Here is a 13,645-nt window from a genome sequence, read left to right on the forward strand (position 1 = left end):
CAATCATGAATGATAAGGTTAACAGTGTGTCTAATCAACTAAGCTATATGCCTGGTTTCGGCAACGACTTTGAAACCGAGTCATTGCCTGGCGCTCTGCCACAGGGGCAAAATAGCCCGCAAAAATGTGCCTATGGCCTTTATGCGGAGCAATTGTCTGGCTCTCCATTCACTGCGCCGCGGGGCACCAATGAGCGCTCATGGCTCTATCGGATTCGCCCAAGTGTGCGTCACACCACGCGTTTCAAGTCAGTCAAATTGGATTATTGGAAATCCGCGCCGCACAATCCGGATTGTGAGATGCCGATTGGCCAAACGCGCTGGGACCCTGTGCCCATGCCAACCGAGCCAACCTCTTTTATTGAAGGGGTGCGCACCATCACAACAGCGGGCGATGTGTTCACCCAAGTGGGCATGGCCAGCCATGTTTATGTGGCGAATAAAAGCATGGAAGATGATCATTTCTTCAATGCGGATGCTGAATTGCTGGTGGTGCCGGAAGTGGGCACGCTGCATATTTTCACCGAAATGGGCAAAATGGACGTGGCGCCGGGTGAGATTTGTGTGTTGCCACGAGGCATGATTTTCAAGGTTGGCGTTGATGAGGCTAGCCGCGGCTATATGTGCGAAAACTATGGCGCGAAATTTACGCTGCCAGACCGGGGGCCGATTGGTGCAAACTGCCTGGCCAACCCACGGGATTTCAAAACACCTGTGGCGGCCTTCGAGGAAAAAGAGACTGATTGCGCTGTGTATGTGAAATGGTGCGGCAAGTTTTATCGCACTGAAATCGGCCATTCGCCACTGGATGTGGTGGCCTGGCACGGCAATTACACGCCGTATAAATATGATCTTTCAACTTATTCTCCAGTGGGCGCGATTTTGTTTGATCACCCTGATCCGTCAATCTTCACCGTGTTGACGGCACCTTCAGGCGAAGAAGGCACGGCGAATATCGACTTTGTGATTTTCCCGCCGCGCTGGATGGTGGCGGAACATACGTTCCGGCCCCCTTGGTATCACCGGAATATCATGTCTGAATTTATGGGGCTGATCCAAGGTCAATATGATGCCAAGGAAGAAGGCTTTGTGCCAGGCGGGATGAGCCTGCACAATATGATGCTGCCCCATGGGCCAGATGCAATGGGCTTCGAAAAAGCGACACATTCGGAGCTTAAGCCGATGAAACTTGAAAATACGATGGCCTTTATGTTTGAAACAAGGTTCCCGCAGCTACTCACAGAATATGGCGCGAATCTTGACACCATTCAGGACGATTACATTGATTGCTGGAAAGGCTTGAAAAAGCACTTTAACGGCACACCAGAAGGAGATTGGGACGAATAATGAAGCTTGCAACATTAAAAAACGAAACGCGCTATGGCGAATTGGTTGTGGTGAGCCGCGACCTGAAAAAATATATCTCCGCAAGCTCAATTGTTGGCACTATGCGCGAAGCGCTGGACCATTGGGACGTGCACGCGCCGCAGCTGCAAGCCCTTTCTGCTCAATTGAATGATGGCGATGTGGCAGGCAAAGATTTTGATCCGCTGCAGGCGATGGCGCCTTTGCCGAACCCCAGCCAGTGGGCCGATGGCTCCGCCTATGTGAACCATGTGGAACTGGTGCGAAAAGCCCGTGGCGCGGAACTGCCCGAGAGCTTTTGGGAAGACCCCTTGATGTATATGGGCGCACCGGACGCAATGCTTGGCGCACATGATGATGTTGAAGTTGGCTCCGAGGATTGGGGCATCGACATGGAAGCCGAAATCGGCGTGATTTGTGATGACCTTGAGATGGGCTTGTCCCCTGAAGCGGCCGCCGACAAAATCAAACTGCTGGTGCTTTTGAATGATGTGAGCTATCGCGCCTTGATCCCCGGCGAATTGGCCAAAGGCTTTGGCTTTTTCCAATCCAAAGGCGCGACGGCCTTTGCGCCCGTGGCGATTACGCCGGACGAATTGGGCGATCATTGGCAAGACGGCAAGGTGCATCGCGACATGCTGGTGCATTATAATGGCGATGCGTTTGGCAAGGCCAACGCCGGTGTTGACATGACCTTCAATTTCCCGAAATTGGTGTCACATGCGGCCAAAACCCGCCATGTGGCGGCTGGGGCGATTATCGGCTCAGGCACTGTCTCAAACAAGGATAGTGACGGCACGCCCGGTAAGCCGGTGAAAGATGGCGGCTTGGGCTATAGCTGCATTGCTGAAATCCGCATGATCGAAACCATTGATGAGGGCAAGCCCAGCACCTCCTTTATGAAATTTGGCGATCAGGTGCGCATTGAAATGAAAGAGGATGATGGTGCCTCTATCTTCGGTGCGATCGATCAAAAAATCGTCAAGTTCGGCTAAGTTTAAAAGGAGCGCCAATATGTCAGATATCACGCTTTATGATTATTGGCGCTCTTCCGCTGCCTATCGGGTGCGCATTGCCTTGGGGCTGTGCGGGCTGGATTTTGACAGCGTGTCGATCAATTTACTCGAGGGCGAGCATAAGGGCGAAGCGCATTTAGCGCGTAACCCGCAAGGCTTTGTGCCTGCCCTTGAGATTGACGGGCAGATGATGACCCAATCTGTGGCCATCATCGAATATTTGCATGAAATGCATCCTGAGGTGGGTTTGCTGCCCGTGACACCACTTGATCGGCAGCGGGTGCGCGCGCTTTCGCACGCCATCGCGATGGATATTCATCCCGTATGCAATTTGAGCGTTGCGGCTTTCGCCAAATCAATTGCCGCCAAGCCCGATGAGATGCCTGTGGCGTGGTTCCATAAATTTATCGCGGCAGGGTTGGCATCTTATGAGCGCATGCTCGAGCAAAATGCGCCCAGCGACTTCTCGTTTGGCGATGTGCCGACCATGGCTGATATTTGCCTGATGCCGCAGCTCTACAATGCGCGCCGCTGGGAGGTGGACCTCTCAAACATGCCACGCATTTTGGCGGTTGAAGAAAACTGCAACCGCAACGCTGCATTCCAGGCGGCGTATCCGGATCAGCATCAGCCAAACTAAACCGGCAACGCGCTGGTTTCTTTTAATGTTTCCAGAACGATTGACGTTTTGACATGTTGCACGGATTCGTGGGGCAGGAGAACGTCGTTGACGAATTGGCGGAGGCCGTTCAGGTCTGGGGCGACGACTTTGATGAAATAGTCCATTTCGCCTGTCAGGGCGTGGGCTTCCAACACTTCTGGCAAATCTGAAATCAGGGCGGCGAAGCGTTTGGCGTTGTCGCGGTTGTGGGTCGCGAGGGTCACATTGATGATGGTGACGATGCCCAGCTTGAGATTATCCCGGTCCAGATGGGCATGATAGCCGGAGATGATGCCTTCCTCTTCTAGGCGGGCGCGACGACGCGAACATTGGGACGCGCTGAGGTTTACCCGGTCAGATAATTCATTGTTGGTAAGCCGCGCATCTTGCTGCAAAAGGCTGAGGATTCTTTTGTCGTAATTATCAAGTGCGCTCATTTTGTGCGTCCGATGGGTGTAAGGTGCGTGATTTGTGCAAATCCTATTCATTCGGCGTGAAAATCGCAAGCACATTGCACTGATGGTGCGTCATAATAATCGTCAGACAATTTTGATAGGGAGAGTCCAATGGGTCCGTTTCCACACGACGCACCACCAGCAGAAATCACAAAAGAAAACCCAGCCGGTACGGATGGTTTTGAATTTGTTGAATATGCGCATGATGAGCCTGAAAAGCTTGAAGCGCTTTTCACTAAGATGGGCTACACCCCCGTTGCCAAGCATAAAACTAAAAACATCACCGTTTGGCGCCAGGGTGACATCAACTATCTTTTGAACGGTGAAAAAGACAGCTTTGGCGGTCGCTTTGTTGATGCGCACGGCCCTTGCGCGCCTTCTATGGCGTGGCGGGTTGTTGATGCGCAACACGCATTTGACCATGCCGTGAAAAATGGCGCGGAGCCTTATGAAGGCGATGACAAATCAATCGATGCACCAGCGATTTTGGGCATTGGCGGGTCTTTGCTTTATTTTATTGAGAAATATGGTGACAAAGGCTCAGCCTATGAGGCGGAGTTTGAGTGGCTCGGTGAAGCCAACCCACGCCCTGAAGGCGTTGGCTTTTATTATCTCGACCACCTGACCCACAATGTGTTCCGTGGCAATATGGACAAATGGTGGGATTTCTATCGTGACTTGTTCAACTTCACGCAAATCCATTTCTTCGACATTGATGGCCGCATCACAGGCTTGACCAGCCGTGCGATCACATCGCCTTGTGGCAAAATCCGCATTCCGCTGAATGAATCAAAAGACGATACCAGCCAGATCGAAGAATATCTAAAGAAGTATAAAGGCGAAGGCATTCAGCATATCGCTGTGGGTTGTGATGATATTTATGATTGTACCGACAAGCTGGCCGAAAATGAACTGAAGTTCATGCCGGGACCACCACAGACTTATTACGACATGTCGTATGATCGGGTGAACGGCCATGATGAGCCGATTGACCGGATGGCCAAGCACGGCATTTTGATTGACGGTGAAGGCGTGATTGACGGTGGCATGACCAAGATCTTGCTGCAGATTTTCTCCAAAACCGTTATCGGCCCGATCTTCTTTGAATTTATTCAACGCAAAGGCGATGAAGGCTTTGGTGAAGGCAATTTCCGCGCCTTGTTCGAGTCAATCGAGCGGGAACAAATTGAACGTGGCGTTCTAAAAGCAGAAGAATCTGTAACCGCCGCGGAATAAAAATAATGCTCTGGGGATAGGTAGGGCGCGCCTTGTTGGCGCGTCCTTTTTTGTGGGTTTTACCCTTCTTTGGTATTTAGGTAATTTGTTAAATGACTGAAAAATCATAACAAAACTGCTTTTGTAAACAAATATGTAACAATGATGATCCAGTCTCTCGTCCTATGTTTAATGCGTCACTTTGGATGAAGACATGAGCCGCTGGGGTTTTATCGCTTCAATTTTTTCAATTGTGAGCGCTTTTTGCGTCTTGGTATTTTTTGCATCCTCCATGTCACCCTTATTGGTGCAGAAACTGAGTGATTTGGATGCCAAGCAATTGGCCCGCAAATCGGCGCTTGCTCTGAGAACTGAATTTGATCTGCCGGGCGAACTCTCCCCACAAAGGCTGGATCCGATTGAGTATTTTGTTGATCAATTTGTCATGAAAGCGAAGCTGGCTGACTATTCTGAGCAGGAAGTGTGGAGCCCTTTAGGCATTGATGAAGCGGATCATTTTGGAAGCGTTTCCGGCTATTCCGTTTTCACCCGGTTTGGGCAGTTGACCATTGCAGGTGGGCAGCCAAAGATGCGCGATCTCACCAACAAGCTCTTTGCGGACAAGGTGAGGGCTTCCATTCAAGATGGGCGTACTCGCCTTTTCGCGTTGCCGCTAGACGGCCTGCAAGCGGGGCAAGCCCCCGTGGCAGTGTTGATCCCCTTGGAGCGGCTGGGTATGCCCCGCGGCGTGGTGAGCATTGAGATTGTGCGCCATCCTGTTGGTCATTTGATGGTGCGTGGCGTTCAGTTCTCTTCGCATATGACATCTGTGGTTTTGGTGGTGTTGGCCTTTTTCGTTTTGGCGCTTTTATCTTATTGGGGGCGACAACGGCGCATTGCCGAGCGGCAGGCGATCCGCTTGGCTGACTATGATTCACTGACCGGCTTGCCGAACCGTCGGAAGTTTCGCCGTGATATTGATGCGGCGTTGCAACAAGCGCGCTGGGAAGATCGCAATTTCAATTTGATCAGCCTCGATGTGGATTCGTTCAAGCAAGTGAATGATTTTTATGGACATGAGGCTGGTGATCGGTTGCTGATTGTTGCCGCGCGGCGGTTGAATGCGACCATTGGTAAGCTGGGTCAAGTCTATCGCTTATCCGGTGATGAGTTTATGGCCATTTGCTGGGCGGATGGTCATCCAACGCCGGCTGAAATGGTGGCGCAATTTCTTGAAATTATGCCGATGCCGATTACTACAGATCACGCGCGCTTCACCGCAACAATGTGTGTGGGCAGTGCGCTTTGCCCTGCAGATGGGCGCACGATTGAAGAGCTGACCAAATGCGCTGATTTGGCGCTTTATGATGCTAAGGCAAAAGGCGCGGGCCAATATGTAGAGTTTACCCAGGCGCTGCAGACGGCGCAGGATGACCGCTATTTGTTGCAACGCGAATTGGAAGTGGCGCTGGATACCAACAGTTTGGAGGTGGCATTTCAGCCGCTGGTTCGGTCAACCGATCGCTGCGTGACAGGCTTTGAGGCTTTGGCGCGCTGGCCACATCCGCGTTTGGGTGCAGTCAGCCCTGGCGTGTTTATTCCGTTGGCAGAAAGCACGGGACTGATTGAACAATTGACGGAGCAAATGCTTTATATGGCTTGTCGGGCCGCGCTGCATTGGCCCAATCATATGATCGTTGCGGTCAATATCTCACCCGTGTTGCTGCGCAGTGAGGACTTTGTCCATAACATCGCGCAAATATTGGAGCAGACGGGTTTGCCCGCGCAGCGCCTTGAGGTGGAAATCACCGAAGGCATATTTGTGTATGACACGGAACGCGTTGTAGGGCATTTGCAGGCATTGCGCGCACTGGGTGTGCAGGTGGCTATGGATGATTTCGGCACTGGTTATTCTAGCTTGAATTATTTGACCCGCTTGCCGATCAGCAAGTTAAAAATCGACAAGAGCTTTGTGGACCGTTTGGGCAAAGACAAAGCCAATGATGCGGTGGTGAGCTGCGTTGTGGGGTTGGCGAAAACATTGGGGATTGCGACAACTGCCGAGGGCGTGGAAACTGAAGGGCAGGCTCAATTGCTTCGCGCCGCAGGCTGTGACTATTTCCAAGGTTATCTTTTTGGTCGACCAACAGTTGATCCCACTGCGACCATTATTGCGTCGCGTAATGATGTGGCGCGGGCTGAGCGGCCCTCAGCAGTCAAAAGCAATCTCGCCGCCAGCCATGTGGCCTAACTAGTCGCCAACGGGTTGCGGGCCAGTGTTGCCGTGTAGAGCGGTGAGGCTGGAGCGGATGCGGCGCAAATTTTCTTTTGTATGTTCAGGGCGTTGACGTGCCACAGTAGCGGCCAGAATGTCGATGGTGGCCAAGAACACCAAGCGCGACGCGGTTGGCTTATAGATATCAGGATCTTCAGGCAGGCTGAGCCCGATGGTGAAATCGCAGGCATGGGCCAAAGGCGATTCAGGTTTGGTGAGTGCGATGGTTTTTGCACCATATTGGCGAGCAACTTTGGCGCTATCAATGTTAGAACGGGGCAGACCGGTGGCAGAGATGAACACCATCACATCTTGCGGGGTGAGCGTTGCGGCGTGCATACGCTGCAAATAGGCATCTGAGACCGCATTGGCAGCGAAGCCAAGCCGGAAAAAACGATTAGCCGCATCAAAAGCGACGGTGGTGGAGCCACCGCCTACGCCGCAAAAGATGATCTTTTGCGCGGCATTAATATGGCTTGCCGCTGTTTTGATGATGTCTTCATTTAATTGCGACCGGGCCACATTGGCGGTGACATAGAAGGTTTGGAAAACTTGATCGATAAGGTTTTTCTGATCTTTCTCCGCTTCATTGCCGGAAATCAGATATTGCAGCGAAACCGCCACATTTTGTGCCAAGCGGATTTTAAAGTCGCGATAGCCAGTGCACCCAAGGGTGCGGCAAAAACGAATGACTGTGGGTTCTGAAACTTCACAGGCGGCGGCGAGGCTGGCGACAGACATGTCGCTGACTTGTTCTAAATTATCTAAAACATAAGTGGCTACCCGCTGTTCGCGAGCATTATAACTGCCGTCCTTCTGTCGGATCTGCGAAATAATATCCAATGCTGTATCGCTCATAATATTGCTAAATCATATGCGCGAAAGCCGCACATATTCTCCTCCAACGTAAAAAACATGATTCGTCCATTTTGTCGGACATAATCGTCAATTCCGATATTAAACTACAAAAATTGCGCTTTACAATGCGTTTTTTATCCCATATTTGTAGTTTTGCTACATTTTGCGATGAGGAGGGCATATGTCAGCTTTAGCGGCGCGATTAAGTGCAGGACTGAACTGGGGCGTTGAGCGCTTTGTAGCGCTGCTGATGGCGCTGCTCGTTTTGGATGTCTGGATCGGTGTGATCGACCGCTATGTTTTTCACTGGCAATTGCCTTGGCCTGAAGTTGTGGCGCGCTATTTGATGATATGGGCAGCGATGTTGGCCATTTCCGCTGGTATTGCGCGACGCGAGCATATCGGGCTGCACGCCTTGATCTCCAAAGTGCCTGAAGGGCTTCGGCGTATAGTGCTGCTGGGGCTCGATCTGGTGACCTTTTTGTTGTTTTTCTACGTTTTTTGGTACGGCATTGGCTTTGCCCAAACGGGCGGCAATCGTCAGGCCATGATTTTTGGCATGACTTTGCTGGTGCCCTTTGCTGCTATCCCCGTTTCTGCTGGCATTTGCGCGATTCAAACATTGCTTGTGGCCATCCGTGACCAAGGTGCGCTGATCGTGCCCAATTCTGAGGGGATGGTTGAATGATTATCGCCCTCGCCTTTGTTGGACTTGTTATTCTCGGGTTGCCTATCGGGTTTGCGCTTGGCGCAGCTGGCGTGATTGGACTTTATCAAATTGGTGGCGACAATTTTGTCGCGCTTGGCCCAGGCAAAATGTTCAACGGGCTAAATATTTTTCCGTTTTTGGCGATGCCCTTTTTCATCCTAGCGGGTGAAATTATGAACCACACAGGCATCACTTCTCGGCTTGTGATGCTGGCGCAAGTGCTGGTTGGCCATTTCCGTGGCGGTTTGGCGCACACGAATATGCTGGCCTCTGTGTTTTTTGCTGGTTTGACCGGGTCTGCAACGGCGGATGCGGCAGCGTTCGGGAAAACTTTGGTGCCTTCCATGGTGGAGCGCGGCTATCGGCGGGATTATGCCTGCGCCGTGACGGCTGCGGGCTCCATCATTGGGCCGACCATTCCGCCTTCTGGTTTGATGGTTGTCTATGGCTCTTTGATGGGTGTTTCTATTGGTGGATTGTTTGCCGCTGGTTTGCTGCCGGGCTTGATCATTTGTGCCGTGTGTATGGCGGTGATCGCCATTGGAGCGCGGGCAAATAATTTGCCGCAAAGCGAAGAGCGGGCGCGGCTGCCGCAAATTTGGGCGACCTTTAAAGAGTCGCTGTTGGCACTGTTTATGCCGATCATCATTTTGGGCGGTATTTTGGGGGGCATCGTGACCCCGACAGAGGCGGCGTCCATTGCTGTTGGTTATGCGCTGTTTATCGGCACATTCGTTTATCGCAAGATCAATATGGACGATATGGTGAAGATGCTGATCCGCACAGCGCGGGTGACGGGCGTAATTTTTGTGATCATCGCCTTCGCCTCAATCGTTGGCTGGTATCTCAGCTTCAATCAAATTCCGCAAATGGTGGCCAATTCTATTCTTGGTATCTCGGACAATCGCTATGTGGTGATTGCCCTGATCATCGGCTTGTTGCTGTTGATCGGCATGGTGATGGACATCACTGCGATCTTGATCATCTTGGCCCCAGTGTTGGTGCCGCTGACCGCTGCGATTGGGCTGGAGCCTATTCATGCGGGCATCATTTTTGTGCTGGCGCTCAACATCTCGCTGATGACGCCGCCTGTTGGTGCGTGCCTGTTTGTTTTGTCGTCGGTAACCGGCGAACCACTCGAACGCATTACCGCAAAGCTTTGGCCATTTTTGTTGGCGGAAGTGGCAGTGCTGTTCGTGTTTGCCTTCTTTGAAGATTTGGCGTTGCTGATGCCGCGCATGCTTGGATTTGCTTAAGGCAGAGATTGCTTAAAGCGAACGGTTTGCGCCCGCCATCTTAACTTTGGGCGCGTTTTAAAGGGAGTGAAAAATGACTTTGAAAAAATTGGCACTTGGATTGACGCTTGGCGCGGCAATTGTTGGCGCAGCGAGCTCAGCATTTGCAGACACCAAAATCCTGAAATTTGCCCACGACAACAAAACGGATCCGTTTGAAAACCCGGCACACGCGTGTACTGCTGTTTTCGCTAACATTGTTGAAGCGGACACAAATGGCTCAATCAAGGTTGAGGTTTACCCCTCTAACCAGTTGGGTTCTGCTGCGGAGCATGTGCAGTTTATTCAAGACAATGTGGTGCAAGCAACATTGACATCAACCGGTGCGATTTCATCTTACTATCCGCGCATCGACGTCTTGAACTTGGCATTTGCCTTCGACCACAACGCGGCGACATATGAAGTGTTTGATGGTCCATTCGGTACTGCACTTGCTGCGGACATTGAGGCAACCATTCCAAACTCAAAAGTGCTGGGCTTCCCAGATACGGGTGGCTTTTTCGCGATCACCAACTCAAAGCGTCCAATTGAGAATTTGGAAGACTTTGAAGGCATTCGCGTGCGCACCATGACATTGCCTTCTCACCAAAAAATCATTCAAGCGATGGGCGGCGAAGCTTATCCATTGTCTTGGGGTGAAGTTTATTCAGGTCTGCAAACTGGTGTGATCGATGGGCAGATGAACCCTGTGCCGATCATTTCGTTCGCGAACTTCTCTGAAGTGCAAGACTATATGACGCTGACCAATCACTTGTTCTCGCCCTACACCTTTATGATGTCAAAATCATTCTGGGACAGCTTGAGCGAAGATGAGCAACGCGTTGTGAATTATGCGGCTGAAAGCTGCGTCACGGCGAGCCGTGGTTTGAGCCGCATCATCGAAGCGTCTGACCGTGGTCTGGCTGGCTTGATGGATAAAATTGAAGTCACAGCGCTTTCTGCTGAGGCGCGTGAAGAGTTCAAGGCGGCAGCGCAACCTGCTGTGTTGAAGCATGTGGAAGAAGAGTTGGGTGACGAAGGCGTAGCGCTTTTGAACCAATTTAAAGACGCTGTTGAAGGCGCCAACAATTCTACATATTTGGCTGACTAAGCATTCTATCCCTAAGAGTGCAAACTTGAGCGGGCTTTCGAGCCCGCTTTTTTATTTGATGCATATCATGTGGTGCGCGGATGAGCTGCGCTAGGTTGCCCAATGTGAGGGCGGAAACCATGGACGTGCTGAGGACATTTTTAAGAAGTTGTATTTGGCTTTGGATACCGCCGCTTGTGGCGAGTTTTGCCTTTTGGCCAAAGCTTGGTTCTGCCTATCAGCCAGAGTTTTTCTGGCGGGATATTCCAGTTTTGCTTGGCATGGTTGAAAACATCACCCGTATAGCCACCATAGGTTTTTCGGCCATTATGTTGATGAGTTGGCGCACACCGCGCCAGCGATCGGGCCTGTGGATCTATGTGATCGGCATTGGCCTTTATGTGGCTTGCCAATGGATTATCGTGGTGAATCCAACGGGTTGGTGGGCCACTAGTGCGCTTGGGTTTCTCGCGCCAGCCTATACGCCAGCAATTTGGTTGTTGGGCATTGGCATGATGGGCAATCATTCTATGATCGGGCGTTTGGCGCGGCCTCACTTGTATTTCTTGGGCTTGGCGGGCGTCTTTCTAGCCGCGCACATTTCTCACGCGTACTTGGTTTTTACACGGATCTAGCAGAAATTCGGTTAGCCAATCAGCCCATTAGAGATGGCATATTTCGTGAGGCCTGCCGTGGTGGAGATGCCCAATTTCTTTTTGATGTTTTTGCGGTGTGTTTCCACCGTGCGCACGGAAATATCCAGCTTCTCGGCCACTTCGCGATTGGATACGCCTTCGGCGACCAGCAACAATACGGCTTGTTCCCGTGTGGTGAGCGGGGTCTCAATGTCTGATTTAGGCTTGTCCGCCATTAGCGCTTGCGCAGCACCCGTTGAAAAATATGTGCCGCCCGCGGCTACTGTCTCGATGGCATGAACGATTTCGTCTGTCGACACGTCTTTCAACAAATAGCCGGAGGCGCCATACATGGTGGAGGTGGATATATATTCCCGACTATCGTGCATGGACAGCATCAAAAGGCGGGTGTGGGGCAGTTGCTCCTTAAACACCTCAATGGCGTCAATGCCATTCATTTCCGGCATGTTGATGTCCATCAACACCACATCAGGTTTGCTGGCGGTTGCGATTTTTAGGCCCTGCTTGGCGGATGAGGCTGCACCAACCACTTCAATATGAGCATAAGTTTCCAGCACCGACCGAATGCCTTCCAAAACCAAAGGGTGGTCATCAATCAATATGATTTTAATGGGACTTGAATGGCTCATTTATGCACTCGTTGCTTCTTTGAGTTCAGCTTGCGCTGCGTCTTTTTCTTGGTCTTTCTCATGGGTGAGATAAATGGAAGACGGCAGCTTGGCAATCAAATGCGTACCATTTTGGCTGGTTTTTATGTCTAACGTTCCGCCAAAATGTTCCATACGTTCCTGCATATTGCGCAGGCCGAGGCCCGTGCGCGGCGGTGCAACGTCGCGTGTTGATTTTCGGCGCGCCTCCAGCAGATTAGAAAAGCCGCACCCATTGTCGGTGATGTGCATTTCCAAACCCGCTTTGGTGCTTTTGAGCTGCAACAGCACCTTGGTCGCGCCTGAATGACGTTCAATGTTGTTCAACGCCTCTTGGGCTACCCGATAAACAGCGGTTTTTGCATCGGTCGGCAAGAGGTTTTTGAAGGCCACACTTTTGAGCGTCACTTCAATATCGGTGCGTTCGGCGAAATTACCAGTTAGCGCTTCTAACGCGGAAGTTAGACCCAAATCGTCAAGAATGCCGGGGCGCAAATCGTGGGATATGCGGCGCACCTCTTTGATGGCGGCGTTAAGTGCTTCGGCACCATGTTCGATGCTGGCGAGGGCATTGGCCGTGCCTTTTTGGGCTTGGCGCTGGGCCAGATCGAGCACATAGCGCACGCCGACCATATTTTGTGAAATGCCATCATGCAATTCGCGGGCGATGCGGGTGCGCTCTTCCTCTTGCGTGTCTACGATGCGCTGGGTGAGCTCTTTAAGCTTGGTGTCGGCCATTTTGCGTTCGCGCAAATTCAGCACAATACCAGTGCCAAACACCGCGAACACGGCAGGCACCGTGATTAGGGCTACCCAGAAAAAGGTCTGGTTCACCCGATCACTCAAGCTTTGATTGGCGGCGGCGGTCTGCGCCAAAATATCGTCAATATATGCGCCAGTGCCAAGCATCCATTGCCATTTGTCCAAGCCCACAGCATAGCCGATCTTGTCTGACCGTTCGCTGGAGGATGGTTTTTCCCAAACATAGCGGTGGAAGCCGCCGCCATTTTGTGCGGCGTCGATTAGCGCGGCAACGTCTGGGTGATTAGCCCAGTTTTCGCCAATGCGGAAAGGTTGGCGTGGGTGCACGATATTGGTGCCATCATAATGGTAGACATAGAAATATCCGTCTTCTCCAAATTCCAGCGTTTGCAAAATGCGGATGACGCGCTGTTTGGCATTTTCATCATTAGCCTGGGCAGGGCCGTAATAGGGGGCGATCGCGGTGAGGGCCAGCTCGATATAGTTTTTCAGTTCAGCCTCTTTCGCTTCCAGCATAGACTGCTCAAAGGCAGTGATGCCTTGCTTGGACAGTTCGCTCGATTGCCAGGTCACCAAGCTGGTGATGGCGAGGATGGCCAAGATAAGCGGCAAGGTGGCGAGGGCGAGGATCTTTTGTCTGAAATTCATGTAAGCCAGCATTTT

At 51.6% G+C, this 13,645-nt stretch carries 13 protein-coding genes; 9 read left to right on the plus strand and 4 right to left on the minus strand.

What is annotated here, in order from left to right:
* Positions 1-47: 47 nt before the first annotated feature.
* From hmgA to maiA, 3 genes are read left to right on the plus strand one after another with little or no spacing between them, the layout of a single operon-like run.
* Positions 48-1,346, plus strand: a complete 1,299-nt coding sequence (hmgA, locus tag ACP15Y_RS13185) for a homogentisate 1,2-dioxygenase (RefSeq protein ID WP_424983845.1) — start codon at positions 48-50, stop codon at positions 1,344-1,346.
* Entirely contained in the window at positions 1,346-2,359 is a 1,014-nt protein-coding gene (locus ACP15Y_RS13190) for a fumarylacetoacetate hydrolase family protein (protein WP_424983569.1), read from the plus strand. Before hmgA ends, ACP15Y_RS13190 begins: the two co-directional genes overlap by 1 nt.
* A 19-nt stretch (positions 2,360-2,378) precedes the next feature.
* Complete coding sequence (gene maiA, locus ACP15Y_RS13195; protein WP_424983570.1) at positions 2,379-3,020, plus strand: maleylacetoacetate isomerase; 642 nt, start codon at positions 2,379-2,381, stop codon at positions 3,018-3,020.
* Here maiA and ACP15Y_RS13200 read toward each other — a convergent pair.
* Positions 3,017-3,478, minus strand: coding sequence for an Lrp/AsnC family transcriptional regulator (locus ACP15Y_RS13200; RefSeq protein ID WP_424983571.1), 462 nt, complete (start codon positions 3,476-3,478; stop codon positions 3,017-3,019). The genes maiA and ACP15Y_RS13200 overlap by 4 nt on opposite strands.
* A gap of 129 nt (positions 3,479-3,607) precedes the next feature.
* Between ACP15Y_RS13200 and hppD the strand changes: the two genes are divergently transcribed.
* Entirely contained in the window at positions 3,608-4,732 is a 1,125-nt protein-coding gene (gene hppD / locus ACP15Y_RS13205) for a 4-hydroxyphenylpyruvate dioxygenase (RefSeq protein ID WP_424983572.1), read from the plus strand.
* A gap of 193 nt (positions 4,733-4,925) precedes the next feature.
* On the plus strand, positions 4,926-6,962 hold the full coding sequence (locus tag ACP15Y_RS13210) for a putative bifunctional diguanylate cyclase/phosphodiesterase (protein ID WP_424983573.1): 2,037 nt from the start codon (positions 4,926-4,928) through the stop codon (positions 6,960-6,962).
* Here ACP15Y_RS13210 and ACP15Y_RS13215 read toward each other — a convergent pair whose 3' ends face one another.
* Positions 6,963-7,844: a MurR/RpiR family transcriptional regulator gene (locus ACP15Y_RS13215; protein WP_424983575.1), complete on the minus strand. Its 882-nt coding sequence runs from the start codon at positions 7,842-7,844 to the stop codon at positions 6,963-6,965.
* Between the two features lie 181 nt (positions 7,845-8,025).
* Between ACP15Y_RS13215 and ACP15Y_RS13220 the strand changes: the two genes are divergently transcribed.
* From ACP15Y_RS13220 to ACP15Y_RS13235, 4 genes are all read left to right on the plus strand, one after another.
* Positions 8,026-8,532 carry a TRAP transporter small permease gene (locus ACP15Y_RS13220; protein ID WP_424983576.1) on the plus strand — a complete coding sequence of 169 codons (507 nt, stop codon included), beginning with the start codon at positions 8,026-8,028 and terminating at the stop codon, positions 8,530-8,532.
* Complete coding sequence (locus ACP15Y_RS13225; RefSeq protein WP_424983577.1) at positions 8,529-9,809, plus strand: TRAP transporter large permease; 1,281 nt, start codon at positions 8,529-8,531, stop codon at positions 9,807-9,809. The genes ACP15Y_RS13220 and ACP15Y_RS13225 overlap by 4 nt, the downstream gene beginning before the upstream one ends.
* Before the next feature lie 73 nt (positions 9,810-9,882).
* Positions 9,883-10,938: a DctP family TRAP transporter solute-binding subunit gene (locus ACP15Y_RS13230; protein ID WP_424983578.1), complete on the plus strand. Its 1,056-nt coding sequence runs from the start codon at positions 9,883-9,885 to the stop codon at positions 10,936-10,938.
* Between the two features lie 176 nt (positions 10,939-11,114).
* The gene (locus ACP15Y_RS13235; RefSeq protein ID WP_424983579.1) at positions 11,115-11,552 is read left to right on the plus strand and encodes a hypothetical protein; all 438 of its coding nucleotides are present in this window, start codon (positions 11,115-11,117) and stop codon (positions 11,550-11,552) included.
* A gap of 11 nt (positions 11,553-11,563) precedes the next feature.
* Here the strand turns inward: ACP15Y_RS13235 and ACP15Y_RS13240 are convergent, their stop codons facing one another.
* A complete protein-coding gene (locus tag ACP15Y_RS13240; protein ID WP_424983580.1) occupies positions 11,564-12,202 on the minus strand; it encodes a response regulator in 639 nt (212 codons plus the stop codon).
* Positions 12,203-13,630 carry a cache domain-containing protein gene (locus ACP15Y_RS13245; RefSeq protein WP_424983846.1) on the minus strand — a complete coding sequence of 476 codons (1,428 nt, stop codon included), beginning with the start codon at positions 13,628-13,630 and terminating at the stop codon, positions 12,203-12,205.
* Positions 13,631-13,645 lie beyond the last annotated feature (15 nt).

The sequence above is a fragment of the Maritalea sp. S77 genome, from assembly GCF_049801075.1.
Lineage (GTDB): Bacteria > Pseudomonadota > Alphaproteobacteria > Rhizobiales > Devosiaceae > Maritalea.

Coding starts and splice junctions, on each gene's coding strand:
- hmgA (WP_424983845.1), top strand. CDS start 48: ATGCCTGGTTTCGGCAACGACTTTGAAACCGAGTCATTGCCTGGCGCT.
- ACP15Y_RS13190 (WP_424983569.1), top strand. CDS start 1,346: ATGAAGCTTGCAACATTAAAAAACGAAACGCGCTATGGCGAATTGGTT.
- maiA (WP_424983570.1), top strand. CDS start 2,379: ATGTCAGATATCACGCTTTATGATTATTGGCGCTCTTCCGCTGCCTAT.
- ACP15Y_RS13200 (WP_424983571.1), bottom strand. CDS start 3,478: ATGAGCGCACTTGATAATTACGACAAAAGAATCCTCAGCCTTTTGCAG.
- hppD (WP_424983572.1), top strand. CDS start 3,608: ATGGGTCCGTTTCCACACGACGCACCACCAGCAGAAATCACAAAAGAA.
- ACP15Y_RS13210 (WP_424983573.1), top strand. CDS start 4,926: ATGAGCCGCTGGGGTTTTATCGCTTCAATTTTTTCAATTGTGAGCGCT.
- ACP15Y_RS13215 (WP_424983575.1), bottom strand. CDS start 7,844: ATGAGCGATACAGCATTGGATATTATTTCGCAGATCCGACAGAAGGAC.
- ACP15Y_RS13220 (WP_424983576.1), top strand. CDS start 8,026: ATGTCAGCTTTAGCGGCGCGATTAAGTGCAGGACTGAACTGGGGCGTT.
- ACP15Y_RS13225 (WP_424983577.1), top strand. CDS start 8,529: ATGATTATCGCCCTCGCCTTTGTTGGACTTGTTATTCTCGGGTTGCCT.
- ACP15Y_RS13230 (WP_424983578.1), top strand. CDS start 9,883: ATGACTTTGAAAAAATTGGCACTTGGATTGACGCTTGGCGCGGCAATT.
- ACP15Y_RS13240 (WP_424983580.1), bottom strand. CDS start 12,202: ATGAGCCATTCAAGTCCCATTAAAATCATATTGATTGATGACCACCCT.
- ACP15Y_RS13245 (WP_424983846.1), bottom strand. CDS start 13,630: ATGAATTTCAGACAAAAGATCCTCGCCCTCGCCACCTTGCCGCTTATC.